General features: G+C 61.1%; 21 protein-coding genes and 3 tRNA genes. 18 read left to right on the top strand and 6 right to left on the bottom strand.

The features are described from left to right. The first annotated feature begins 164 nt into the window (after window positions 1–164). From hslU to H559_RS0104930, 4 genes are all read left to right on the top strand, one after another. A complete protein-coding gene (gene hslU / locus H559_RS0104945) occupies window positions 165–1487 on the top strand; it encodes an ATP-dependent protease ATPase subunit HslU (RefSeq protein WP_028451781.1) in 1323 nt (440 codons plus the stop codon). Between the two features lie 63 nt (window positions 1488–1550). Then, window positions 1551–2396 carry a peptide chain release factor N(5)-glutamine methyltransferase gene (prmC, locus tag H559_RS0104940; RefSeq protein ID WP_028451780.1) on the top strand — a complete coding sequence of 282 codons (846 nt, stop codon included), beginning with the start codon at window positions 1551–1553 and terminating at the stop codon, window positions 2394–2396. 59 nt (window positions 2397–2455) lie between these two features. After that, window positions 2456–2773, top strand: a complete 318-nt coding sequence (grxD, locus tag H559_RS0104935) for a Grx4 family monothiol glutaredoxin (RefSeq protein ID WP_028451779.1) — start codon at window positions 2456–2458, stop codon at window positions 2771–2773. Between the two features lie 127 nt (window positions 2774–2900). After that, window positions 2901–3938, top strand: a complete 1038-nt coding sequence (locus H559_RS0104930; protein ID WP_155845296.1) for a hypothetical protein — start codon at window positions 2901–2903, stop codon at window positions 3936–3938. On the opposite strand, the gene H559_RS0104925 is transcribed toward H559_RS0104930, so the two are convergent. The 3 genes from H559_RS0104925 to H559_RS19000 form a co-directional block, all read right to left on the bottom strand. Continuing rightward, window positions 3906–4490, bottom strand: coding sequence for a Maf family protein (locus tag H559_RS0104925; protein WP_028451777.1), 585 nt, complete (start codon window positions 4488–4490; stop codon window positions 3906–3908). The genes H559_RS0104930 and H559_RS0104925 overlap by 33 nt on opposite strands. A gap of 93 nt (window positions 4491–4583) precedes the next feature. Continuing rightward, on the bottom strand, window positions 4584–5054 hold the full coding sequence (gene rlmH / locus H559_RS0104920) for a 23S rRNA (pseudouridine(1915)-N(3))-methyltransferase RlmH (protein WP_028451776.1): 471 nt from the start codon (window positions 5052–5054) through the stop codon (window positions 4584–4586). A 433-nt stretch (window positions 5055–5487) separates the two neighbouring features. Beyond that, entirely contained in the window at window positions 5488–7311 is a 1824-nt protein-coding gene (locus H559_RS19000; RefSeq protein ID WP_034639674.1) for a TolC family outer membrane protein, read from the bottom strand. 235 nt (window positions 7312–7546) lie between these two features. Between H559_RS19000 and H559_RS0104910 the strand changes: the two genes are divergently transcribed. Beyond that, window positions 7547–8233 (top strand): transglutaminase-like cysteine peptidase, encoded by a 687-nt coding sequence (locus H559_RS0104910; RefSeq protein ID WP_245579331.1) that lies wholly within the window; start codon window positions 7547–7549, stop codon window positions 8231–8233. Between the two features lie 13 nt (window positions 8234–8246). Next, window positions 8247–10142 (top strand): bifunctional diguanylate cyclase/phosphodiesterase, encoded by a 1896-nt coding sequence (locus H559_RS0104905; protein ID WP_028451774.1) that lies wholly within the window; start codon window positions 8247–8249, stop codon window positions 10140–10142. Between the two features lie 112 nt (window positions 10143–10254). On the opposite strand, the gene H559_RS0104900 is transcribed toward H559_RS0104905, so the two are convergent. The 3 genes from H559_RS0104900 to H559_RS0104890 all read right to left on the bottom strand — a co-directional run bounded on the left by H559_RS0104900 (window position 10255) and on the right by H559_RS0104890 (window position 10530). Next, a tRNA-Lys gene (locus H559_RS0104900) sits at window positions 10255–10330 on the bottom strand. 36 nt (window positions 10331–10366) lie between these two features. Beyond that, window positions 10367–10442 (bottom strand) — tRNA-Lys (locus tag H559_RS0104895). 13 nt (window positions 10443–10455) lie between these two features. Then, a tRNA-Lys gene (locus tag H559_RS0104890) sits at window positions 10456–10530 on the bottom strand. Between the two features lie 141 nt (window positions 10531–10671). Here H559_RS0104890 and gloA point away from each other — a divergent pair. The 12 genes from gloA (at window position 10672) to murD (ending at window position 25794) form a co-directional block, all read left to right on the top strand. Then, on the top strand, window positions 10672–11058 hold the full coding sequence (gene gloA / locus H559_RS0104885; RefSeq protein ID WP_028451773.1) for a lactoylglutathione lyase: 387 nt from the start codon (window positions 10672–10674) through the stop codon (window positions 11056–11058). A gap of 38 nt (window positions 11059–11096) precedes the next feature. Further along, entirely contained in the window at window positions 11097–12533 is a 1437-nt protein-coding gene (locus tag H559_RS0104880; protein ID WP_028451772.1) for a sodium:proton antiporter, read from the top strand. Between the two features lie 284 nt (window positions 12534–12817). Next, complete coding sequence (locus H559_RS0104875; protein WP_081412877.1) at window positions 12818–15268, top strand: phosphoketolase family protein; 2451 nt, start codon at window positions 12818–12820, stop codon at window positions 15266–15268. 234 nt (window positions 15269–15502) lie between these two features. After that, on the top strand, window positions 15503–16360 hold the full coding sequence (gene rpoH, locus H559_RS0104870) for an RNA polymerase sigma factor RpoH (protein ID WP_028451770.1): 858 nt from the start codon (window positions 15503–15505) through the stop codon (window positions 16358–16360). Window positions 16361–16928: 568 nt separating this feature from the next. Beyond that, a complete protein-coding gene (locus tag H559_RS0104860) occupies window positions 16929–17384 on the top strand; it encodes a division/cell wall cluster transcriptional repressor MraZ (RefSeq protein WP_028451769.1) in 456 nt (151 codons plus the stop codon). After that, on the top strand, window positions 17381–18313 hold the full coding sequence (rsmH, locus tag H559_RS0104855) for a 16S rRNA (cytosine(1402)-N(4))-methyltransferase RsmH (RefSeq protein WP_028451768.1): 933 nt from the start codon (window positions 17381–17383) through the stop codon (window positions 18311–18313). Before H559_RS0104860 ends, rsmH begins: the two co-directional genes overlap by 4 nt. After that, on the top strand, window positions 18310–18603 hold the full coding sequence (ftsL, locus tag H559_RS0104850; RefSeq protein ID WP_028451767.1) for a cell division protein FtsL: 294 nt from the start codon (window positions 18310–18312) through the stop codon (window positions 18601–18603). The genes rsmH and ftsL overlap by 4 nt, the downstream gene beginning before the upstream one ends. Next, a complete protein-coding gene (locus H559_RS0104845; protein WP_051278940.1) occupies window positions 18600–20456 on the top strand; it encodes a peptidoglycan D,D-transpeptidase FtsI family protein in 1857 nt (618 codons plus the stop codon). The genes ftsL and H559_RS0104845 overlap by 4 nt, the downstream gene beginning before the upstream one ends. Continuing rightward, on the top strand, window positions 20453–21934 hold the full coding sequence (locus H559_RS0104840; RefSeq protein ID WP_028451765.1) for a UDP-N-acetylmuramoyl-L-alanyl-D-glutamate--2,6-diaminopimelate ligase: 1482 nt from the start codon (window positions 20453–20455) through the stop codon (window positions 21932–21934). Before H559_RS0104845 ends, H559_RS0104840 begins: the two co-directional genes overlap by 4 nt. Next, on the top strand, window positions 21931–23298 hold the full coding sequence (locus tag H559_RS0104835) for a UDP-N-acetylmuramoyl-tripeptide--D-alanyl-D-alanine ligase (protein WP_211230891.1): 1368 nt from the start codon (window positions 21931–21933) through the stop codon (window positions 23296–23298). The genes H559_RS0104840 and H559_RS0104835 overlap by 4 nt, the downstream gene beginning before the upstream one ends. Further along, window positions 23298–24383, top strand: a complete 1086-nt coding sequence (gene mraY / locus H559_RS0104830; RefSeq protein ID WP_028451763.1) for a phospho-N-acetylmuramoyl-pentapeptide-transferase — start codon at window positions 23298–23300, stop codon at window positions 24381–24383. The genes H559_RS0104835 and mraY overlap by 1 nt, the downstream gene beginning before the upstream one ends. Before the next feature lie 7 nt (window positions 24384–24390). After that, window positions 24391–25794, top strand: a complete 1404-nt coding sequence (murD, locus tag H559_RS0104825) for a UDP-N-acetylmuramoyl-L-alanine--D-glutamate ligase (protein WP_028451762.1) — start codon at window positions 24391–24393, stop codon at window positions 25792–25794. The last annotated feature ends 5 nt before the right edge of the window (window positions 25795–25799 follow it).

Here is a 25799-nt window from a genome sequence, read left to right as displayed (position 1 = left end):
TTGCTGGGCTGCGGTGTATTGCCGCGCATAGTCCACAGTGTAGAACGCCTGCGCTGCTTTCCCAAGCACGTTCATCGCTGCCGCGTCAGGATTGTGACGGTGCTCTTTAAATCCGGCGTCTCACCCCGATTTATGCAGCATGACCCTGGAAAGGAAGGATAGGCATGAGCCAGATGACGCCGCAGGAAATCGTGCATGAACTCGACAAGCACATTGTCGGCCAGAATGACGCCAAGAAAGCCGTAGCCATTGCGCTCAGAAACCGCTGGCGCCGCCAGCAGGTGGCGGATCCGCTGCGCCAGGAGATCACGCCGAAGAACATCCTGATGATCGGCCCGACCGGTGTCGGCAAGACCGAAATCGCCCGCCGCCTGGCGAGGCTGGCCGACGCGCCCTTCATCAAGGTGGAGGCAACCAAGTTCACCGAAGTCGGCTACGTCGGCAAGGACGTGGACAGCATCATCCGCGACCTGATGGAAATCGCGATGAAGCAGGTGCGCGACCGCCTGATGAAGCAGAACCGCCAGCGCGCCGAAGATGCAGCGGAAGACCGCGTGCTCGATGTGCTGCTGCCGCCGCCCGCGCCGACGTATGGCACGGTCAACGCCGACGAGGGTCAGAGCGAAACGCGGCAGAAATTCCGCAAGATGCTGCGCGAAGGCAAATTCGACGACAAGGACATCGAAATCGAGGTGGCCGCCAGCGCACCGTCGATGGAAGTGTTCGGGCCGCCCGGCATGGAGGATTTTTCCAGCCAGATCCAGAGCATGTTCAAGGGCGCGTTCAGCGACAAGAAGAAGTCGCAGAAAATGAAGGTAAAGGACGCGCTCAAGCAGCTGGCTGACGAGGAAGCGGCAAAGCTCGTCAACGAAGACGATGCCAAGACGGAAGCACTGAAGGCCGTCGAGCAGAACGGCATTGTGTTCATCGATGAAATCGACAAGGTCACCACGCGCTCGGAAAGCAGCGGCGGTGAAGTCAGCCGCCAGGGCGTGCAACGCGATCTGCTGCCGCTGGTCGAAGGCACTACCGTATCGACCAAGTACGGCATGGTGAAAACCGACCACATCCTGTTTGTAGCCTCCGGCGCTTTCCATCTGGCCAAGCCGTCCGACCTGATTCCCGAGTTGCAGGGGCGCTTCCCGATCCGCGTCGAGCTGACTTCGCTCACCGTTGACGATTTCGTGCGCATCCTGACGGCAACCGATGCCTGCCTGACGCGCCAGTATCAGGCACTGCTGGCCACCGAAGAGGTCGAGCTCGACTTTACCGATGACGGCATCCGCCGCCTTGCCGAAATGGCCTGGCAGGTGAACGAAACCACCGAGAATATCGGTGCGCGCCGCCTGCACACCGTGATGGAGCGCCTGCTGGAAGACATCTCCTTTGATGCGAAACGCGGCAAGGTCAGCATCGATGCCGCCTTTGTCGAAGAAAAACTCGGCAAACTGGCTGGCAACGTCGATCTGGCGCGCTATGTTCTCTGACATACCCAGCAATCCATTGCCATACAGCCCTTTTATTGAAAGGGCTGTATGCATATACCCGCAATGACCCAGCCTACTTACCAGCAATTGCTGCGCGACAGCGGCCTGGAACGCATCGACGCCCAGGTGCTGCTGCTGCACGTCTGCCAGCAAAGCCGCGCCTGGCTGATCGGGCACGGCGACGACAGCGCGGCGCCCGAACACATCGCCGCCTTTACTGAACTGGCCGGGCGCCGCCGCGCCGGCGAGCCGGTGGCGTATCTGGTTGGCACGCGCGAGTTCTTCGGCCGCGATTTTCAGGTCACTCCGGCGGTGCTGATCCCGCGTCCGGATACCGAGCTGCTGGTGGAGACCGCGCTCGAACTGGCCGGACCGGGGGGGCGCGTGGTCGATCTGGGCACCGGCTCGGGCTGCATTCCGGTGACGCTGAAACTGGAGCGCCCCGACCTGACTGTCAGCGCCGTCGACCTCTCTCTGGAGGCGCTCGCCGTTGCGCGCCGGAATGCGGCAACGCTGGGCGCTGATGTGCGCTTTCTGCAGTCGGACTGGTATGCCGCGCTGACGGGCGAAACCTTCGAGCTGATCGTCAGCAACCCGCCCTACATCGAGCAGCACGACCCGCATCTGGCGCAGGGTGACCTGCGCTTCGAGCCGCGCAGCGCGCTCACCGACGAAGGCGATGGCCTTGTCCACCTGCGCCGCATCATTGCCGGTGCCCGCACGCATCTGGTCGCCGGCGGCTGGCTGCTGCTCGAACACGGCTTTGATCAGGGGGCGGCCTGCCGTGCTTTGCTGCATGAAGCGGGTTTCAGCCAGATCGCCACACGCCGCGATCTGGGCAGCAACGACCGCGTGACGCTGGGCATGATCGGGCCGGAACTCGTTCATCCGGAGGATTGCCGAGGCTGAGGCTTCTGGCTTACAATTACCCGAGTATTTTTATCAACCATTCTGTTTGCGAGAACATCATGACCGCCCAGGAATTCATTCATCAAACCGTTACCGAAAACCCGGTCGTGCTGTTCATGAAAGGCACGCCGACCTTCCCGCAATGCGGCTTTTCCGCCGGTGCCGTGCAGATCCTGAAAAACTGCAATGCACAGTTCGTGGCGATCAACGTACTGGAAAACCCGGAAGTCCGTCAGGGCATCAAGGATTACGCCAACTGGCCGACCATTCCGCAGCTCTACATCAAGGGCGAATTCATCGGCGGTTCCGACATCATGCGCGAGCTGTTCGGCAACGGCGAACTGCAGAAAATGCTGGCCGATCTGCCCGCCAACTGACCCCCGGTCACACTCAAGTCCATGCCACGTCAGGGTTTTTCCCCACGTGGCATTTTCATGACAGACATTGCATGCCATCGGGCTCGGGGCTAGCATAGCGCCTTGACAATGCAACGGGCTGGCAGTGATGAAACGGATTCTTGGACCGGTGTTCAGGATGCTCGACAAGGTCGGGCTGGGGGCGCAGGCGCGTCCGCAGACGCCCGATTCACGCCTCGAACAATTGCACCGCCTGCTGGCCAGGCAGCGTCATGAGGAACTCGACCGCCAGTTCTCCCGTCTGCCACCCGAGCTGCAGTATCCGGCACTGCTGAGCCTCGCCCAGGCCGGCAAGGCCGTCGACTCGTGGGCGCTGCTCGCTCCTTCGCCGACTTCACTGATGGTGCAGTCCTGCGCCCTGCTACTGGAAGCCGCCACGCTGTCGTCGGAACTGGAAAAACACACGCTGCTGCAGGAAGCAGACGATTACCTGCAGCGGGCCCACACGCTGGCCCCCTACGACCCCCTGCCTTTCTGTGCCGGCCTTGCCGTCGGCTCGGCGCTGGGGCTGGACATTGCGACGTTGGAAGAACGCTTTGCCGCCCTGCGCCAGCGTGCGCCCAAGCATTACTGGGGGCAGGTGATGATGCTCGACGCCTACGCCGCCATCAGGGACAACGAGGCCATGCTGGCGTTTGCCCGCAAGATGCAGCGCCGCAGCTCGCGCGGCGACGGCACCAACATCATGCCCGTGCTGGCCCATCTGCGTATCGCTGCACGCTTTGGCTGCGTCGAAGACCGCGAGAACTACTGCCACACGCCGGAAGTGAAAGAAGAAATCCAGCGTGTCTATCTGCGCTCGCTGGCATCCAGCAGCTATGTCATGAGCGCGGCCACCGGCCATCAGCGCAATCACATGGCGGTGGCGCTGTTCCTGTGCGGCGCCAGGCGGCAGGCACTGCGCGAGCTGCGCCGGCTGCAGGGTTACGACAGCGAGGCCTGGCAACTGCTGACCAGAACGTGGCGCGAAAGCCAGAACCCGGGCCTGGTGATCGACCGCCTCTACCGGGCGATGATCACCAAACAGGCGCGCGATGCACGCGTCAAGCTGCGCAAGGCACACACGATTCTGCAGCCGCAGCTGCACACACGCTCAAGCCAGGTGCCCCAGACCGTACCGGGCTAGCAGCTGCCCGGTTTCATGCACCGGCAAGCCCATCACGCCGGTGAAACTGCCATCCATCCAGCTGACAAACAGCCCGCCCCAGCCCTGAATGCCGTAAGCCCCTGCCTTGTCCAGCGGTTCGCCGCTGGCGACATAGGCATCGATCTGCGCAGCGGACAGCGGCATGAAGCGCACCGAACTGGTCGACAGCGTCACCTCCACCGCGCCGGCGACACACACGGCCACTGCGGTCAGCACACTGTGGGTCGAACCCGACAGGTCTGCCAGCATGGCCCTGGCATCGTCCGCGTCCAGCGGCTTGCCAAGAATGCGGCCAGCGTACGCGACCGTCGTATCGGCACCCAGTACAGGCTGTGCCGGCTCGCCGGCGGCTCGCCAGCCAGCGAGAGCCTTCTCGCGCGCCAGCCGCAGCACATAGGCCTCGACACTTTCACCAGGCAGCGGTGTTTCGTCGATGTCGGCCCGGATGATATCGAAGCTGACGCCGAGTTGCGCCAGCAGTTCACGCCGGCGTGGACTGCCGGATGCCAGATAGAGTTGGGGATGATTCATGCTTGGCTCGCCTTGCTCCCGGCCAGAAAAGCCAGGGTATATTGATGAAGCCCTTTTGATAAAAGGGCTGCAAATCGATAGATGCAAATGTATCTATTCGCGATGGTAGGGATGGTTGTTCAGGATCGATACCGCGCGGTAGAGCTGCTCGGCCAGCAGCACGCGCACCATGCCATGCGGCAGCGTCAGCGCCGAAAGCTGCAGCAGCTGGTCGGCCCGCTGCTTCACACGCGGATCAAGCCCGTCGGTGCCACCGATGACAAAGGCCACTGGCCTGCCGTCACCATGCCAGCGCTTGACGTTGTCCGCCAGCTGCATGGTCGTCCAGTTCGCGCCACGCTCGTCCAGCGCCACCAGCCGTGCATCCTGCGGGACAGCCGCCTGAATGCGGTCAGCCTCTTCCGCCATCACCTGCTGCGGGGTTTTCGCGCCGACGCGCTTGTCGGGCTTCAGCTCGACCAGCTGAACAGTAAATTCGCGCGGCATGCGCTTCACGTATTCGGTAAAGCCGTCTTCAATCCAGGCGGGCATCTTGTGACCCACGGCGATCAGGATAATTTTCATCGGGTTCTTCTGAGTAACTGAAACTACGCAGCACGATAAGCGTGCCGCCTTTTGCCCTTGCAGCAGCCGAGAAACACAGCAAGCAGCAGGGTTTCGCGGGTGAGATGTTTGAGGACGAAGCCCGAGTTTCAAACACGCGCTGCTGCTTGCGAGTATCGCAGGGAATCCGCCGCAGGCGGGCTGCGATCACCGCAGAGCTTGGCGGCGTTGCCGGCAGCGCTAGGGTGCGCCTTGGGGGTGCCGGGGGGCTTGGCAAGACAAGCCCCCTGACGTGCCGCCGGGCACACCCGGCATCAAACCACCGCGCCGCAAGGCGGCAAACAAACGAAATGCCAGTCAAAACACAACGCAACAAACCTGGCTGCGTATATCAGCGAAAAAACACCCGCAAGCCTTGCGGCTGCGGGTGCATTTTGCCAGACCTGCGCGTGGATCAGCGCACGACTTCGCGCACGATCTTCCATTTGCCGTCTTCACGCTGCAGGGTCAGCGTCTTCTGTACTTCATCGCTGTACTTGTCGGCGCGGTAGGACTGAGCAAAGCTGACTTCGACCTTGTTGTCGACAATCTTGCTCAGCGTCGGCGCGCCAACGGTGACGCTGATGCTGGCCGGAGCGGCGATGCGCTGGCGGCGGGTCTTTTCCCAGTCACTGCGGGTAACGCCCTTTTCCGGCACGAATTGCACCGAATAAGCAGCCAGATACTGCTCGGCATCCTTCTTCGACCAGGCGGCGGCCCAGGCATTCACCGCATCGAGGGCAGCTTTCGCGGCCGGGTCGGCGGCCGGAGCCTTGTTTGTGTCACCACCGGCAGCGGCAGCTTCCAGCAGCGGATCCTTGCCGCGCGGCGGGCGCTCGGCCATGGCCGCAGCGCGGTCCAGCGTCACGGTATCCGGAACGGCAATCGCGCAGGTGATTTCGATGTCATCGGGCTTGTCGCCACCGAGATCGGTGTCGGGTGTTACGGGTTCGAGCGGCGTGAGCTGCATTGCCGGCAGCAAACGGTTGCTGATACCCAGCACGCGCACCTGGGCAAACAGCTGCTCGTATTCCGATTTCACGACCGACATGCGGGCCTGGAAGAGTTCGTTCTCGCTGTCGAGCAGATCGAGCAGTGAACGCTGGCCGATATCGTACTGGCGCTGGTAGGCATCACGCGCCTTGGACGTCGAGAGTGCGTGCTGTTCCTGATAGCGCAGCTGTTCGGCCAGGCGGGTCACGTCATTCCACGCGATGACCGTATTCTGGCGCACATCACGGCAGGCCTTGTCACGCAGCTCGTAGGCGGTATTGAGCAGCTGGGAATACTGGCTGACGCGCGCGCGGTCCGAGCCGCCGCGGAACAGGTTGTAGTTCAGCACCAGCTGGACGACGCCATCCTTGTAATCCCCCTTGATGCCATCGCGGTCCTGATCCATGCCCTGCGAGGCGCGGAATTCCAGTTGCGGCCAGTAGCCGCTCTTCTGCACTTCGGCACGTGCGCGGGCGGCGCGCACGTTATAGACAGCAGCCAGGAAGGCCGGGCTTTGCTTGATCGCCGCATTCAGCAGCTCTTCACGGGCCGGCAGCTGTTTGGAGAAATCAGGCGGTGGTGCCAAATCGGCGGCCGGCACAACGCCGACAATGCGGGTATAGCGGGCGCTGACATCCTGCAGATTGGCCTTTTCGGTCAGCCAATTGGATTCGGCCAGTGCCAGACGGCCCGCAGCCTGCTCCAGATCGACGCGGCGGCCGACGCCGGCCTTTACGCGCTCTTCGATCTGGTCATACAGTTCGCGGTGCACGGCATAGTTGCTGCGCGCCAGAGCTTCCAGCTTGCGATAGCGCAGCACGTCGTAATACGCCAGCGCGGTTTGCTGGGCGATGTCGTCGGTCACCGCGAGCAGCTCGTAGAACTTGCTCAGCTGGCCGTAGCCCAGGCTGCGCACTTCGTTCTGGACAGCAAAACCGTCAAACAGCAGCTGGCGCAATTCGATACTGGCGCCCGGATGGCTGAACGAGTTGGTCTGCTGGTTTGGGCGCTCCTGACGCTCGGAACCCATATAGCCCTGCAGATTGACCTGCGGCAGGTAGCGGCCGCGGGCAACGCCGACTTCATCCTGCGCCGCCTTGAATTCATACCAGCGCGCCTTGACCTCGGGATTGCGCAGGATGGCCTGTTCGGTCACGTCACGCAGCGATTCGGCAGACGCCAGCATGGGGAAAAGCAGGCTGCCCAGCGCAAGGCTGCCCAGCATGGCGAGAGGTTTGAGCTTCATTGCTAACAGATCTCCAGACAAGAGCACGCGCCGCCATGCAAAAATGGCCGCAGCATTGGCCTGCCTTGTTTTATAGTGGTGTGTGTATCCGGGCAAACTGCACGGACCAAATCATGCAAAGCGCATGATTTTAACGGATTTTCGACCGCAGGACTTGGCGTAAAACACGTATGATACGCGCAGCTTCCTGTCAGCTGCATTACGATATCGGCACAAGCAACCTGAAATTTACCCCTTGCCTACACGCACTCCTCTCCTGCAGCGCCACGTCCTGCTGATTCTGGCGATCCTTTGCTGCCTGCTGTACGCCAGCAGCCGCAGCAGTGCGTGGGACCCAGGGCGCATCAGCCAGCTGATGGCGAAGCTCCACGGTGCAACAGCGGCACGCAGCTTCGACGAGCTAAACAGATACACGGCCAGCCTGCGTTCGCTGCCGGACGAGGACAAGCTCAAACGGGTCAACGAATATTTCAACCGCCGCATCCGCTTCGAGGACGATCAGCTCGTCTGGAAGCAGGCCGATTACTGGGCCACGCTGGGCGAAACGCTGGCCAAGGGCGCCGGCGATTGCGAAGACTTCACGATCGCCAAATTCGTCACGCTGCGCGAGCTGGGCATTGCGGCGGAAAAATTGCGGCTGACCTACGTCAAGGCGCGCATCGGCGGCGCAAGCAGCAGCGTGACGGTCGCGCACATGGTGCTGGCGTATTACGCCACGCCCGACTCTGAGCCGCTGATTCTCGACAACCTGCTGACCGACATCAAACCGGCCAGCAGCCGCCCCGATCTGAGCCCCGTTTTCAGTTTCAACAATGAAGGCATCTTCGCCGGCAGCGCGCAGCGCCCCAGTGCCGGTGTTGATCGCCTGTCACGCTGGAAGGACCTGCTGCTGCGACTGCAGGCCGAAGGCATAGAACCATAAAACAGGAAGAATCATGTCGATCTACCGTCAACTCTGGCTGGGTATCCTGGCCCTGATGATCATCCTTTTCATTGGCAGCTCTGCGCTAAGCATCCAGAGTGCACGCAGCTATCTGGAGGAGCAGCTGTTTACCCAGAGCAGCGACGGCGCGACTTCGCTTGCACTGTCAATGTCGCAGAATGCCGATCCGGTATCGGCCGAGCTGCTGATCAGCGCGCTGTTCGACAGTGGTCACTTCCAGCAGATCCGCTATATCGACGAACACGGTAAGCTGATCATCGAACGCCACAGTGCGACCCCGCCCGACCGCGTGCCCGAATGGTTCGTGCGCCTGCTGCCGATCGAGCCGCAATATGGCAAGGCACTGGTCAGCCGCGGCTGGGAACAGGCCGGCAGCATCACCGTGGTTGCGCACACGCGCTTCGCCTATGCCTCGCTGTGGACCGGCTTCAAGCGCCTGCTGCTGTGGATGGTACTGGGCGGCATCGGGGTCGGCTTCCTTGCCACACTCTTCCTGAACTGGCTCAAGCGCCCGATCGTGCAGATGGTGCAGCAGGCCGAAGCGATCAGCGAACGCCGCTTCATCACGGTTCCCGAGCCGTCGGTCAAGGAGCTGCGCATCGTCATTCGTGCGATGAATGCGATGGTGATGCGGGTGAAAAGCATGTTCGACGAACAGGCCGAGCGCATCCAGCAGTTGCGGCACGACGCCAATCGTGACAGCGTCAGCGGGCTGGCCAACCGTGCCTACCTGATGGGCCGCCTCAACAGCGCACTGAGCGACCACGATGCTGCACCGTATGGCTCGCTGCTGCTGCTGCGCCTGCACGACCTGCAGGAAATCAACCGCCAGCTTGGCCGCCAGGCTACCGACCGGCTACTGGTCCGGGTCGCCACCCGGCTGGCCAATGCCTGCAACGATCACCCGGATTGGCTGGCCGCGCGCCTGAACGGCGCCGATTTCGCCGTACTCGCACCGGAACTGGACTCCGGCCAGATGCTGGCGGAACAGCTGCTCGCCGCCATCGCCCCGCTCGCCGACATGCCCTGGCTGGTCAATATCGGCTTTACCGCTTACAGCCATGACGAAGACAGCAGTACCGTGTTGGCCAGAGCCGATCACGCACTGGCGCAATCCGAGCTCCAGCATGGCAACGCCTGCAGTGGCCAGAGCCAGAACACGACCCAGCAGACCAGTGGCCAGTGGGAAATGCGGCTCAGGGAAGCCATACGGCTGCAGCAGTTTCAGACCGCCAGCTTCCCGGTCCTGCACCTTGATGGCAGCCTGCTGCATCATGAAATGGTACTGCGCCTGCCCGATCCGGAGAGCGGCGGCCTGCTGAGCGCCGGCCAGTTCATGCCCTATGCCGCACGCTACAGCCTGCTGCCACAGCTCGACCTGATCACCATCCGCCTTGCGCTGGAACGGCTGGCTGCCGGTCCTGACAGCATTGCTGTCAATATCGCACCGCAGTCGGTACGCGATGCGGAGTTCAGGCAGGAACTCGGCCGCCTGCTTGAGCAGCGGCGCGACCTTGCACAACGCCTGTGGCTGGAAGTCTCGGAAAACGGCCTGACACTGGAGCTCGATTCCTTCGCCGTGTTCGCCAGCGAAATGAGCCATGCCGGCTGCCGCATCGGCATCGAGCATTTTGGCCGCCAGTTCGGCAGCATGCCGCGCCTGTACGACCTGCCGCTGAGCTACCTGAAAATCGACGGCAGCTTCATCCATGAAATCGACCAGCATCCGGGCAACCAGCACATGGTTCAGGCGATAGTCGGCATTGCCAGGAGCCTGGGCATTCTCACGATTGCCGAGCAGGTACGCAGCGAGGCGGAATGGCGGCAATTGCAGGAACTGGGTCTCAGCGGCATGACCGGGCCAGTGACGCGGCTGCAGCACAGATAACGGCACAGGTATTGCCCTGCAGCCTTTTATTTAAAAGGGCCGCATGGCAATACCCCACATACCCCGGCTGTATGAACAACAAAAAGCCCGGTCATTGACCGGGCTTTTGATATGGTGGGTTGTCACAGGCTCGAACTGTGGACCTACGGATTAAGAGTCCGCTGCTCTACCAACTGAGCTAACAACCCGAGACACCCCGGAAAACCGGTGCGCCTTGAAAGGGGTGGTGGGTTGTCACAGGCTCGAACTGTGGACCTACGGATTAAGAGTCCGCTGCTCTACCAACTGAGCTAACAACCCGGTTCTAGAAGGATGGTGGGTCGGGTGGGGGTCGAACCCACGGCCAACGGATTAAAAGTCCGCTGCTCTACCACTGAGCTACCGACCCGTCTTTCCAGAGAGGCCGGATTATAAATCTTTGGCCGGGGCTGTCAAGCTCCTGCGAGCTTTTTTTGTCGCGCCGGGCGCTGACACGGCTGCCGCGCATCCCGTAAACTGCCGCCTTAATCCATTTCATACCGGAAAAACCATGCGTTTACTGCACACCATGCTGCGGGTCGGCCAGCTGGACCGCTCCATCCGTTTCTACACCGAAGTGCTCGGCATGCGCCTGCTGCGCCAGCACGATTATCCGGAAGGCCGCTTTACGCTGGCATTTCTCGGCTATGGCGACGAAGCCAGCCACACCGTACTGGAACTCACGCACAACTGGGACACGGAAAGTTACGACCTCGGCAACGCCTACGGCCACATCGCCATCGAAACCGATGACATCGTCGCCACCTGCGAGGCCGTTCGCGCGAAGGGCGGCAAGGTGGTGCGCGAACCGGGACCGATGAAGCACGGCACCACCGTCATCGCCTTCGTCGAAGATCCGGACGGCTACAAGATCGAGTTCATCCAGGCCCGGACCTGAACCACGGCCCCATCCCTCATTCCAACCGGACACCCTTCATGTCTGCATCCCTGAAGCGGCTTGCGGCCGCTGCCCTGCTTTTGCTGCTGCCCGGCCTGGCAGTCGCCGCCGAGATCGACGGCACCCAGCTGTCGCTCTGGTGGGCTCTGCCCTTTGCCGGCATCCTGCTTTCGATCGCCCTGTGCCCCATTCTGCTGCCCCACTTCTGGCACCTGCATTTCGGCAAGGTTGCCGCATTCTGGGGGCTGGCCTTTCTGATGCCCTGCGCGCTGACCTTTGGCGCCAGCACCGCCGGCGGCGTGATCATCCACGCGCTGGTCGGCGAGTACATTCCCTTCATCATCCTGCTGTTTGCGCTCTATACGATTTCCGGCGGTATTCTGATCTGGGGCAATCTGCATGGCTCGCCCGCCCTCAACACCGGCCTGCTGGCGCTCGGAGCGGTACTGGCCTCGCTGATGGGCACCACCGGCGCGGCGATGCTGCTGATCCGCCCGCTGATCAAGGCCAATGACAACCGCCGCCACAATGTCCACGTGATTGTCTTTTTCATCTTCATCGTGGCCAATATCGGCGGCGGGCTGACGCCGATCGGCGACCCACCGCTCTTTCTCGGCTTTCTGAAGGGCGTGGGCTTCCTGTGGACGCTGCAGCACATGCTGCCGCTGGTGGCCTTTGCCTGCGGACTGCTGCTCGCGCTGTTCTACGCCATCGACAGTTATTACTTCCGCAAGGAAGGTGTACTCCCCTTCGACAAGACCCCCGATTCACCAATCAAGATCCATGGCAAACGCAATATTCCGCTGCTAATTGCGGCGGTGGCCTGCGTGGTGCTATCCGGCGTCTGGAGACCGGGGGTGGCCATCAACCTCGGCGCCGTGCACTGGGAGCTGCAGAATCTGGTCCGCGACATTGCGCTGATCGGGCTGGCACTGCTCTCGCTGAAACTCACCCCGAAACCGGTGCGCGCCGGCAATGACTTCAGCTGGGGGCCGATCCAGGAAGTCGCCAAGCTGTTTGCCGGCATCTTTGTCGCCATGGCTCCGGCCATCGCCATCCTGCGCGCCGGCGAGCACGGCGCGCTTGCTGATCTTGTGCGGCTGGTATTCGGCCCGGATGGCCAGCCGCGCGACCACATGTTCTTCTGGATGTCCGGTTCGCTGTCGGCCTTCCTCGACAATGCCCCGACCTATCTGGTGTTTTTCAATCTGGCTCATGGTGATGCCGCTTATCTGATGCACAGCATGCCCTCGACCCTGCTCGCCATTTCCGCCGGCTCGGTATTCATGGGCGCAATGAGCTACATCGGCAATGCACCGAACTTCATGGTCAAGGCCGTCGCCGAAGATCGCGGGATCAGCATGCCGAGCTTTTTCGGCTACATGGCCTGGTCACTCGCCATCCTGCTACCGCTCTTCGTCATCATGACATGGGTATTCTTTCACCCCCTTTATGGAATGGGCCTTGCGCAGTAATACCATAGACTGTATGCCAGAACACAGGCACAGTACCCCGTGCCACGACACCCGGCCTTGCCGGGTGTTTTTTTGGCCGGCACCCACCCCTTCTCTTTCAGGGCGTGACATTGGCATTTGTTTGTATAAACTTGCCTATGGCTTTCGTGCAGCTTGACTCTTGTAGTTTTCCTACGCGTGTACGGGAAAAACTGTCTTGCTGTCACTACTTTGACCTTTGTCAGTAGCCGGAAATACGGGCTGCGTATACTGCATTGCGAAGAGGGAAGTCTGCCGCGAGGCCGATGGCCTCCGATAAACCAATCACAAACCAAGAAACGAGGTGTACTGTGGCTCAACCGCTTTCTCCCGATCTGCTCGATAAGATGCATCGCTACTGGCAGGCTACCAACTACCTGTCCGTAGGCCAGATTTATCTGCTGAACAACCCGCTGCTGAAGGAACCCCTGAAGCGCGAACACATCAAGCCGCGTCTGCTGGGCCACTGGGGCACCACTCCCGGTCTGAACTTCATCTACGTTCACGCCAACCGCCTGATCAACGATCGCGACATCAACGCCATCTATATCACTGGCCCTGGCCATGGCGGTCCTGGCTTCGTTGCCAACACCTGGGTTGAAGGCTCCTACGAAGAATTCTTCCCGAGCATCGACCGTACCGAAGCCGGTATGCAACGCCTGTTCAAACAATTCTCCTTCCCGCGCGGCATTCCTTCGCACGTAGCACCGGAAACCCCGGGCTCCATGCACGAAGGTGGCGAGCTGGGTTATTCCGTATCGCACGCTTACGGCGCCGCTCTGGACAATCCGGATCAGGTCGTATTCGCTGTAGTTGGTGATGGCGAAGCCGAAACCGGCCCGCTGGCTGCTTCCTGGCACTCCACCAAGTACATCCACCCGATCAATGACGGTTTCGTTCTGCCGATCCTGCACCTGAACGGCTACAAGATCGCTAACCCGACTCTGATGGCCCGCATGAACAAGGACGAATTGACCGCCCTGTTCGTAGGCTACGGTTACGAGCCGATCTTCGTTGAACTGAAGCAGGAAACTTTCAACGACAAGCCGGAAACCTTCAAGGACATCCACCAGGAAATGGCTGCTGCCATGGACCTGTGTATGGACAAGTTCAACGCCATCCGCGAAGCCGCCAAGGCTGAAGTTGCTGCCGGCAAGCCGATCACCCGTCCGCGCTGGCCGATGATCATCATGCGCACTCCGAAGGGCTGGACCGGTCCTAAGGAAATCAAGGGCAAGAAGGTTGAAGATTACTGGCGCTCCCACCAGGTTCCGTTCTCCGACATCGACGGCGAAAACGTGCAGAACTTGGAAATCTGGCTGAAGTCCTACCAGATCGACACCCTGTTCAACGCTGACGGCACCGTCAAGGAAGAACTGGTTGCCATCGCTCCGAAGGGCCAGAAGCGTATCGGTTCCAACCCGGTCGTACACGGCCAGGTTTCGAAAGACCTGAAGATGCCGGACTTCCGCAAGTACGAAGTGAAGTTCGACAAGCCGGGTACCGTTAACGCCGAAATGACCCGCGTGATGGGCAACTTCCTTGCCGACATCATGCGCGAGAACGAAGCCGAGAAGAACTTCCGCATCTTTGGCCCGGATGAAACCGCGTCCAACCGCTGGAACGCCACCATCGAGTACTCCGGCAAGACCTGGCTGGCCAACCACTTCGAAGTGGACGGCATCAATAACAACGACAATCTGCAACAAGACGGTCGTGTTATGGAAATCCTGTCCGAGCACACTTGCCAAGGCTGGCTGGAAGCGTACAACCTGACCGGTCGTCACGGCTTCTTCAGCTGCTACGAAGCGTTCATCCACGTGATCGATTCGATGTTCAACCAGCACGCCAAGTGGCTGAAGACTACCCGTCACATCAACTGGCGCAAACCGATCCCGTCGCTGAACTACCTGCTGACTTCGCACGTATGGCGTCAGGATCACAACGGCTTCTCGCACCAGGATCCGGGCTTCATCGATCACGTTGTGAACAAGAAGGCTGAGGTTATCCGCGTTTACCTGCCGGCCGATGCCAACACCCTGCTGAGCGTGACCGACCATGTACTGCGCAGCCGTCACTATGTGAACGTGGTTGTTGCTGGTAAGCAACCGGCTCTGCAATACCTGACCATGGATCAAGCGATCAAGCACGCTACCAAGGGTCTGGGTATCTGGGACTGGGCGTCCAACGATCAAGGCGGTGAGCCGGACGTGGTTATGGCTTGCGCGGGCGAAATCCCGACCATGGAAGCCCTGGCCGCTACCGACATCCTGCGTCAACACTTCCCGGACCTGAAAATCCGCTTCGTGAACGTGTGTGACCTGATGACTCTGCAACCGAAGGAAGAGCACCCGCACGGCCTGTCCGATCGCGAGTTCGATGCGATCTTCACCGCTGACAAGCCGGTCATGTTCGCCTTCCACGGCTACCCGTGGCTGATCCACCGCCTGACATACCGTCGCAACGGTCACAGCAACATCCACGCTCGTGGCTACATTGAAGAAGGTTCGACTTCCACTCCGTTCGACATGGTTGTGGTTAACCAGCTGGACCGCTTCAACCTGGTCATCGACGTGATCGACCGTGTACCGCAACTGCAGAAGACCGGTGCTTATGTTCGCCAGAAGATGGTTGACAAGCTGGTTGAGCACGCCGAGTACATCGCCGAAGTCGGTGATGATATGCCGGAAGTCAAGAACTGGAAGTGGACTTACTAAGTCCTGCTTGAGCGGGGTTAACCCCGCCGGTTCATGCACTGAAAACCCCCGCCACAAGCGGGGGTTTTTTTGTGCGCCAGAACGATCCGGCTATCGGGCCAATAGTAACTTTTGCACTGTGCATTCTTGCGCACTGTGGTTTAATCCGAGAACTTTAGTCGGATTTAGCACTCTATCCACAAGAGTGCTAATATCATGCACATCACGCATTCACTTCCACGGAGGAGACTACCAATGGCCCATGCACTGACCTTGCCGGTACTCTCAGCAGGCGACAGCATCGAGCGCTACATCCAGAGCGTCAACACGGTGCCGCTGCTCACGCCGGAAGAAGAAACCGAACTGGCAACACGTTATCACCGCGACGAGGATCTCGAAGCCGCCCGCCGCCTGGTGCTCTCACACCTGCGCGTTGTAGTGTCGATTGCCCGTGGTTATTCCGGCTATGGTCTTCCGCAGTCCGACCTGATCCAGGAAGGCAATATCGGGCTGATGAAAGCCGTAAAACGCTTCGAACCAGACCGCGGCGTTCGCCTGTTCAGCTTTGCCGTGCACTGGATCAAGGCTGAAATCCACGAATACATCCTGCGCAACTGGCGCCTGGTCCGCATTGCCACAACCAAAGCACAGCGCAAGCTGTTCTTCAATCTGCGTTCGATGAAAACCGGCTTCGCCGCTCTGACCTATGCCCAGGCGCAGGAAATTGCCACCGACCTCGGCGTCAAACCCGAAGAAGTGCTGGAAATGGAAACGCGCATGACCGGGCAGGATGTCGCCCTGATTGCCGATGAAGGCGATGACGAAGGTTATGCGCCCATCGACTGGCTGGCCGACAGCCACGACGAGCCAACCCAGGCACTGGAACGCCAGGCAACGGATCGCCTGCAATCCGACGGCTTGCGCGAAGCCCTCGATACGCTGGATGAGCGCAGTCGCCGCATCATTGAAACACGCTGGCTGGCCGATGAAGGTGAAAGCAAGACCCTGCATGACCTTGCCGCCGAATACAATGTATCAGCCGAGCGGATCCGCCAGATCGAGAGCAAGGCGCTGCAGAAGATGAAAACAGCCTTGCTTCCCGCTGCGGTCTGAACTCATTCATCCGCATATGCCAAGGGCTCCCGCAGGAGCCCTTTTTCATTGCGACTGTTCAGCCTCGTCACCGTACGGCATGCCAAAGCAGGAGCAGGGTTCCCAGTGCCAGTAACGCGCCGGCAAGCAGCCGGACAGCCCGGTCAACCTTACAGCGCAATGCGGCAGGCATGGCGATCCAGACCAACCCGGCCAGCAGCAGGAAGCCCGCCATCATTCCAAAAGTACGCATCAGCTACCGTTTAGCGGAGAAAATGTCAGGAGCATTGTAAGCATAAGGAATCACGGCCCGAATACTTGAGAAGTTACTTTAACTTTGTCTGATTTGGCATTCTTTTAAAAAGAAAAGTTAATTCAGACACTTACCCGAGCTAAGTGATTGTATCAAAAAGACATTTCATTTGTCAGTGCTTGTGTGTGGCGTTTATTTACCTTATAGTGGGCCGCAGTGGGAAAAAGTGGGTAAAAGTGGCAGAAATTGGCCAACCCGTGAGCAAGGCCAATCCGGACACAGTCCGGGTGCTTACGGGGTTTCTGACACAACCGATCCTCCCACCCGAGGCAAGGCATGTTTAGCGGCGTATCAACACTCACGATTGACAGCAAGGGGCGCATGGCGATTCCAGCCAAGCAGCGCGACCTGCTGGCCGTGCTCGGGCAAAGCCGCCTCTGGCTCACACTCAACCTCACCGGCAGCAACCCCACCGGCTCGCTGGCGCTCTACACCCATGACGAATGGCTGCGCGTCACGACACAAATCAACGCCACACCGGGCGCCCAGGGCCAGTTCCACAAACGCCATCTCATCGGTAATGCCGAAGAAATCGAACTGGACGGCTCCGGCCGCATGCTGCTCTCGCCCAACCTGCGCAAACTCTCGGGGCTGACCAAGTCCGTCGCTTTTGTCGGCGTGGGCAACCGCTTCGAAATCTGGGATGAAGAACGCTGGAATGCGCTCAATGACGCAGCCCTGTCGCTGGATGGTGACGCCCTGGCCGAAATGATGCAGGGGATCGTGCTGTGAGTTTTGTGCACAAGACGGTCCTCCTCGACGAGGCCGTAGCCGCACTGGCTATTCGTCCCGATGGCATTTATGTCGATTGCACCTTCGGCCGTGGCGGCCATTCGCGCCTGATTCTTGCCCAGCTTGGCCCCGCTGGCCGCCTGATTGCCTTCGACAAGGATCCGGCCGCCATTGCGGAAGCCGGCACGATCACCGATCCGCGCTTCACCATCGTGCACAACGGCTTCGCCACGCTCACCGAAGCACTGGACCAGCTCGCCATCCCAGCCGTCGATGGCGTGCTGATGGATCTGGGCGTTTCCTCGCCACAGCTGGACGATGGCAGCCGTGGCTTCAGTTTCCGTTTCGATGCGCCGCTGGACATGCGCATGGACACCACCCGCGGCATGACTGCCGCGGACTGGCTCAATACCGCTCCTGAAAAGGACATTGCAGAGGTTATCAAGGACTATGGCGAAGAACGGTTTGCTAAATCGATTGCAGCAAAGATTGTTGCGCGTAGGCTCGAGCAGCCCCTTGCAACAACACGCGAGCTTGCCGCACTCGTGGCGCAATGTGTCCGCACCCGCGAGCCGGGCCAGGACCCGGCGACGCGCACCTTCCAGGCTGTTCGGATTTTCATCAATCGCGAGCTTGAAGAGCTCGCGCTAGTCCTGCCGCAGGCGCTGGCTCGCCTGAAAACCGGCGGCCGCCTGTCGGTCATTGCCTTCCATTCGCTGGAAGACCGCATCGTCAAACGCTTCATGCAGGATGCGGCCACCGCCGACAAGCTGCCGGCCGGGCTGCCAATCCGGGCCAGCGACATCCCTGCCGCGCCACTGAAGATTGTCTGCAAGCCGCAGCGGGCATCGGATGCCGAAGTGGCAGCCAACCCGCGCGCGCGCAGCGCCATCCTGCGCATTGCGGAGCGGACGGAGGGCAGGCTGTGATCCGCCTGAACCTGTTCCTGCTCGGCATCCTCATTCTGTGCGCGCTCAGCGTGATTACCAGCTCGCACCGCGCCCGCAAGCTGTATGGCGAGTTGCAGAAAGAAGAGAACCAGTCGCGCAAGCTCGATCTTGAATGGGGACAGCTGCAACTGGAACAGAGCACCTGGGCCATTCACTCGCGCGTTGAAATCGAGGCCGCGCAGAAGCTCGACATGCTGGTACCACCCAGCAATCGCGTCCAGACCATCCTGCCCGATGGCAACACGCCGGCCGGGAATCATCAGCAATGAGTTTCCCGAATACTGCCGCCCGCCAGGCTGGCCGCCGCCAGCTGCGCCCGCAGCCGCGGCTGGAGAACTGGCGCACCTGGTTCGTGCTCTCCTCCTTGCTGCTGCTGTTTGCGATTCTGCTGGGTCGCGGCATATACCTACAGGGGTTTAATGAAGAATTCCTTAAAGAGCAAGGGGATCAGCGCTATACCCGCAATCTGAAAATGGAAGCCTTGCGGGGAATGATCACCGACCGCAATGGCGAGCTGCTGGCGCAATCCACCACGGTGCAATCGATCTGGGCCAGCCCGCGCTCGATTTATCTGCTGCCCAAGGGGCAGGAGCGCCCGCATGACTGGCGTCAGAAAAATGACGAGGAACAGGTACCGGTTTCCCTGACCGAAATCCACAAGCTGTCCAGCCAGCTTGGGGTCAGCGATGCCGAGCTGCTGAAAAAACTCTTCGACGAGCGCGTCAACAGCAAGGGCGAGGCGCAGAAGCGCCCGGATTTCGTCTGGCTGAAACGCCAGCTCTCGCCGGAAGACGCCAAGAAGGTCATGGCGCTGAATATTCCGGGCATCTATTCCCAGACCGAATACCGACGCTTTTACCCGGCCGGCGAACAGCTCGCTCACGTCATCGGTTTTACCGACATTGATGGCAAGGGGCAGGAAGGCTTCGAGCTGACGCGCGACAAGACACTGGCCGGCAAGGCCGGCAGCCGCACCGTCATCCGCGACCGCCGCGGTTACATCGTCGAGGACATTTCGACCATCGTGCCGCCGCTGGATGGCCAGACGCTGCAACTGTCGATCGACCGCCGCATCCAGTATCTCGCTTTCCGCGAATTGAACAGCATGGTGGAACGGAGCCATGCCGTCGGCGGCGCCATCGTGGTGCTCGATTCGCGTACCGGCGAAGTGCTGGCTCTGGCCAACGCGCCGTCGTACAACCCGAACAGCCGCACCAGGATCGACCCGGCACACCGCCGCAACCGGGCCGTCACCGACCTGTACGAGCCGGGTTCGACCATGAAGGCCATCACTGCAGCGATGGCGCTCGACGCCGGCAAAGTCAAGCCAACCACCGTCATCAATACCGATGGCGGTCGCATGACCATCGGCCCGGCCACCATCCGCGACGACCATCCGGGTGGCTCGATGACCATCGAGCAGATCATGCAGAAATCGTCTAACGTCGGCGCTGCCAAGATGGCACTGATGATGGACAGGGAAGCCATGCACACCTTCCTGAAAAACATGGGCTTTGGCGAAAAGCTGAACACCGGCTTTCCCGGCGAGGCCGCAGGTCGCCTGCGCCCCTGGAAGGACTGGCGGCCGATCGAGCAGGCGACCATGGCCTATGGCTACGGCGCTTCCGTCAGCGTCATGCAGATGGCACGCGCCTATCAGGTCTTTGCTTCCGACGGCGAACTGCGCCCGATCACCTTCACCAAACTCGTTGCTCCGATGCCGGGCCGGCAGGTCATCAAACCGGAAACGGCACAGGCCGTGCGCAAGATGCTGGAAATGGTGACCTTGCCCGGCGGCACGGCGACGCGCGCCCAGGTGATCGGCTACCGCGTCGGCGGCAAGACCGGTACAGCCAAGAAACTGGTCAATGGCGTGTATTCCGACACCGCCCGGGTCGGCTCCTTCGTCGGCATCGCCCCGATCTCGAATCCGCGCATCGTGGTTGCCGTCATGATCGACGAACCCGCCTTCGAAATGCGTTATGGCGGCCTGGTGGCCGCACCGGTATTCAGCAACGTCGTCGCCGGCACCTTGCGCATTCTGGGCGTGCCGCCGGATTCACCCACCGAGAACATCCTGCTTCCGCCGCCAGGTGCGCCGGAAATCCTGGAGGAAACATGAAGCCAGCCAGCCGGGCATTGCCTGCTCTCGACTTTGCCGCCATCGATGCGATCGCTGCCGGGCGCAATCTGTGCGTCGACAGCCGCAAGGTGCAAACGGGTGACGTGTTTCTGGCCTTCCAGGGCGAGTACGCCGATGGCCGTGACCATATCGCCGCAGCAATTGCCAATGGCGCTACTGCTGTTATCTGGGAAAGCGATGACTTCGAGTGGAACACGAACTGGCAGGTCGCCAATCTCGGCATCGCGCAACTGCGCGAGCAGGCGGGCATCGTTGCCAGCCATCTGCTGGGTAATCCGTCGCACGACATGACCGTCATCGGCATCACCGGCACCAACGGCAAGACCTCGATTGCCAACTGGCTGGCACAGGCTTTCGCACTGCTGGGCAACAAGTGCGGCGTACTCGGCACGCTGGGCAATGGTTTCCCGGGCGCACTGGAAAGCTCGACCCATACCACGCTCGATCCGGTCAGCCTGCAGGGCTGGCTCGCACGCCTGAAGCAGGAAGGCGCGACCCACGTTGCAATGGAGGTCTCGTCGCACGGACTGGTGCAGGCGCGTGCGCACGGCACGGCCATCACGACCGCCGTGTTCACCAATCTGACCCGCGATCATCTTGATTACCACGAAACAATGGCCGCCTATGGTGCGGCTAAGGCGCAACTGTTCGACTGGCAGGGCCTCAAGGCAGCGGTCATCAATGCCGACGATGCCTTTGGCCGCGAACTGATTGCCGGCTGCAACTGCGAACTGGTGTATGGCTACGGCTTTACCGCCGGCGACCTGCGCGTAACGCGCTATGCGGCAACGCTGGAAGGCCTGCAACTGGAAATCGATACCCCGCTGGGCAGCACAACCATCCGCTCGCCCCTGCTGGGCAGCTTCAACGCCAGCAATCTGCTGGCCTGCCTGGGCGTGCTGCTGGCACAGGGTGTCACGCTGAGCGCCGCCAGTGCAGTGCTGGGCCAGATCGAGCCGGCCGCCGGCCGCATGCAGCGCCTGGGTGGCAATGGCAAACCGCTGGTCGTGATCGATTACGCCCATACGCCCGATGCACTGGAAAAGGCGCTGACCACGCTACGCGAAGCCATGCCGTCGCACAGTCACCTGTTCTGCGTCTTCGGCTGCGGTGGTGATCGAGATCGCGGCAAACGGCCGATCATGGGCGAAATCGCCTGCCGTCTGGCCGACTCGGTGGTCATCACCAGCGACAACCCGCGCAGCGAATCACCGCAGCGCATCATCCAGGACATCGTCGCCGGTGTATCCGGGGTGCCGGGCAGCGGCAATGCCAATTATGCGATCACGTCGGATCGCGCTGACGCCATTGCCGACACCATCGACATGGCGCAGGCCGGTGACGTGATCCTGATCGCCGGCAAGGGACACGAGACTTATCAGGAAATTCAGGGTGTACGACACCACTTCGACGACAGCGAAGTGGCCGCCCGCGTATTGGCAAGGAAAAAGGGATGATGTTGTCCTTGCGGGAAACCGCACAAGCACTTTCCGGCAGCGTGATCGGTGACGAAGGGCTCCGCTTTGCCCGCGTCACGACCGACAGCCGCGATATCCGCCCGGGCGACCTGTTTGTCGCCCTGAAGGGCGAGCGCTTCGACGCGCACGACTTTGTCGCCGCAGCCCTGGCGCAGGGAGCCGTAGCCGCACTGGTCGAGCGGGAAGTCCAGAATGCCGGCCCGCAGGTGATTGTCGGCAATACCCTGGATGCCCTTGGCCTGCTAGCCAAATACTGGCGTGGGCTACACGCCGATACCCGCATTGTTGGCGTCACCGGCAGCAATGGCAAAACCTCGGTCAAGGAAATGTGCAGCGCCATTTTTGCGCAACTGGCTGGTCATGACGGCGTGCATGCCACCCGCGGCAATCTCAACAATCACATCGGCCTGCCACTGACGCTGCTGGGTCTGCGCAGCACGCATCGCGTGGTCGTCGCCGAAATGGGAATGAATCATTTCGGGGAAATCGACTACCTGACGCGCATTGCGCGGCCGGATGTGGCCGTCATCAACAATGCCGGTGCCGCGCATCTGGAAGCACTGGGCTCGGTCGAAGGAGTCGCGCGCGCCAAGGGCGAAATTTTCAACGGCCTTGCGGAACACGGTACGGCCATCATCAATAGCGATGATCCGTTTGCGCCACTGTGGAGCCAGCTTGCCGCCGGCCACCGCCAGATCACCTTCGGCCTGAATGCCGCTGACGTGAGTGCGCGCCAGATCGTGCAATCGGCCACATCCAGCCGCTTCATCATCGATCTGTCGCACGACGAAGCCGAAATCATCCTGCCGGTACCGGGCCTGCACAATGTGCGCAACGCGCTCGCCGCAGCCGCATGTGCTTACGCGCTGGATGTCGGCATCAATGACATCGCTGCCGGGCTGAATGCCTACCGGGGGGTTGCCGGTCGCCTGCAGGCCAAACAGGCTTTCAACGGCGCACAGCTGCTCGACGACAGCTACAACGCCAATCCCGACTCGATGAAGGCCGCCGTGGATGTGCTGGCCGGCATCGGCGGGCATACCGTACTGGTGCTGGGCGACATGGGCGAAGTCGGTGATGACGCCCCGCAGCGTCACAGCGAAATCGGCGGCTATGCCCGTGAAAAGGGGGTCAGCGAACTGTTCACGCTGGGCGAACACATGGCCGGCGCGGCTCGCGCCTTTGGTAGCAGCCATTTCGCAGACATCACTGAACTGCTGGCCGCTGTGCGCGCTGCAATCCGGCCGGAAAGCACCGTGCTGGTCAAAGGATCGCGCTTCATGAAAATGGAGCGCGTGGTTGCCGGTCTGGAACAGACCGCCAGGCTTGAGGGAGAGAAGTAATGCTGTTGTGGTTGACCCAATGGCTCGGCGAATCAGTTCGGGCTTTCAATGTCTTCAATTACCTGACGCTGCGCGCCGTGCTCGCGACAATGACCGCGCTCGCCATTTCGTGGCTATTGGGTCCTTTGGTGATCCGCAAGCTCACCGAACTCAAGGTCGGCCAGGCCGTGCGCAACGATGGCCCGCAGACACACCTGGTAAAGGCCGGCACGCCGACCATGGGCGGCACACTGATTCTGCTGTCGATCGCCATTACAACGCTGCTGTGGGGCGATCTGAAGAACAAGTACATCTGGCTGGTACTGATCGTCACACTGGCGACGGGCATCATCGGTTTTGTCGACGACTACAAGAAGGTCGCACTGAAAGACCCTAAGGGCTTGTCAGCGAAAGCCAAGATGTTCTGGCAATCGGTCATTGCGATCACTGCCGGCGTATTCCTGAGCTATTTCGTGAAAGACCCGGCCCAGACCGGCTTCATCATTCCGCTGTACAAGGAAATCCTCTATCCGTTTGGCGCGGTCGGGTTCTGCGTGCTGACCTATTTCGTGATTGTCGGCACGTCCAACGCGGTGAACCTCACCGACGGCCTTGATGGACTGGCCATCCTGCCCACGGTGCTGGTTTCCGGCGCCTTCGTGATCTTTGCCTACGTGGCCGGCAACGCGGTGTTCTCGAAATACCTCGGCATTCCGCACGTTCCCGGAGCCGGTGAACTGGCGGTGTTCTGCGCGGCGATGGCGGGGGCGGGGCTCGGCTTTCTGTGGTTCAACGCCTATCCGGCGGAAGTCTTCATGGGTGACGTCGGTGCACTGGCGCTCGGTGCAGCACTGGGCACCGTCGCCGTGGTCGTGCGGCAGGAAATCGTGCTGCTGATCATGGGTGGTGTGTTTGTCGTGGAAGCACTGTCGGTAATGATCCAGGTCGCCAGCTTCAAGCTGACCGGCAAACGGGTTTTCCGGATGGCACCGCTGCATCACCACTACGAACTCAAGGGCTGGAAGGAGACGCAAGTCGTCGTGCGCTTCTGGATCATCACCATGCTGCTGGTGCTGGCGGGTCTCGCCACACTGAAGCTACGCTGAGGTGAATATGAAGCTCAACGGTAAACACTGCATCGTCGTTGGCCTGGGTGAAACCGGTCTGCCTACTGCCCTGTGGCTGGCCAAACACGGCGCGCGCGTCACGGCGGCCGACAGCCGCAGCGCCCCGCCCAGCCTCGCAGCCCTGCAGGCAGCACTGCCGGACATCGAAGTCCGCCTTGGTGCCTTTGACGACAACACGTTTGCTGATGCCGATCTGCTGGTCACCAGCCCCGGTGTACCGGTCGCGACTCCCGCCATCGCCGCGGCCGCCGCACGCGGCGTGCCCGTGGTGGGCGATGTCGAATTGCTGGCCCAGGCCCTCGAAGGCAAGGGCAGCAAGGTGATTGCAATTACCGGTTCGAACGGCAAATCCACTGTCACGACCATGGTCGGTGAAATGTGCAAAACCGCCGGGCTCGATACCGTCATCGCCGGCAATATTGGTCTGCCGGTACTGCAAGCACTGGCCGACTACGAAGCACAAGGCAAGCTGCCGGACGTGTGGGTGCTGGAGCTCTCCAGCTTCCAGCTCGAAACCACCTCGTCGCTGAAGCCCGACTCGGCGGCGGTATTGAACATCAGCGAAGACCACCTCGACCGCTATGCCGGCATGCGCGAATACGCCGCGGCCAAGGCGCGGATTTTCGAGGGGCTCGGAGTGATGGTGCTGAACCGCGAGGACGGCTGGTGCCGGGGTATGGCGCGCGCAGGCCGCGACATTGTTTGGTTCGGGGCAGATACCCCGCGCAATGGCAGTGAATATGGCCTGGTGGCGCTGGGGGATGACTTCAGCCTGCGTGCCGGTGATTATGAATTGCTCAAGGCCAGCGAATTGCCGCTGGCCGGCCTGCACAATGCGGTGAATGCGCTTTCGGCAATCGCACTGTGCCGTGCCATTGGCCTCGCCACCGGCCCGCTGGTGGCTGCACTGAAAGCCTTCAAGGGCCTGCCGCACCGGGTCGAATTCGTCGCCGAAGTCGCTGGCGTGCGCTATTACGACGACTCGAAAGGTACCAATGTCGGCGCAACCGAAGCCGCACTGAAGGGCATGACCCAGCCGGTGGTGCTGATCGCCGGTGGCGACGGCAAGGGTCAGGATTTCCGTCCGCTGGTTCCGGCCTGCGAGCGCATCTGCCGCGCCGTAGTTCTGATCGGACGTGATGGCCCGCTGCTGGCCGAAGCGCTGAATGAAGCACAGTCGCAACTCGTCACGGAAAATGACGAAGGCGAAGCCTTCCTGCCGGTACTGCAGGTGCCGACACTGGAAATGGCCGTTCAGATGGCCGCCAATCTGGCCGAGCCGGGCGATGCCGTTCTGCTGTCGCCGGCCTGCGCCAGCCTCGACATGTTCCGCAACTATCACCACCGCGCCGAAGTATTCATCGCGGCCGTGAAGGCACTGGGGGCCTGAACGGC

This window comes from Chitinilyticum aquatile DSM 21506, from assembly GCF_000430805.1.
Classification (GTDB): Bacteria; Pseudomonadota; Gammaproteobacteria; order Burkholderiales; family Chitinibacteraceae; genus Chitinilyticum; species Chitinilyticum aquatile.
The sequence above is the reverse complement of the archived record's forward strand: the minus strand, read 5'-3'. Positions and strand labels throughout refer to the sequence as shown.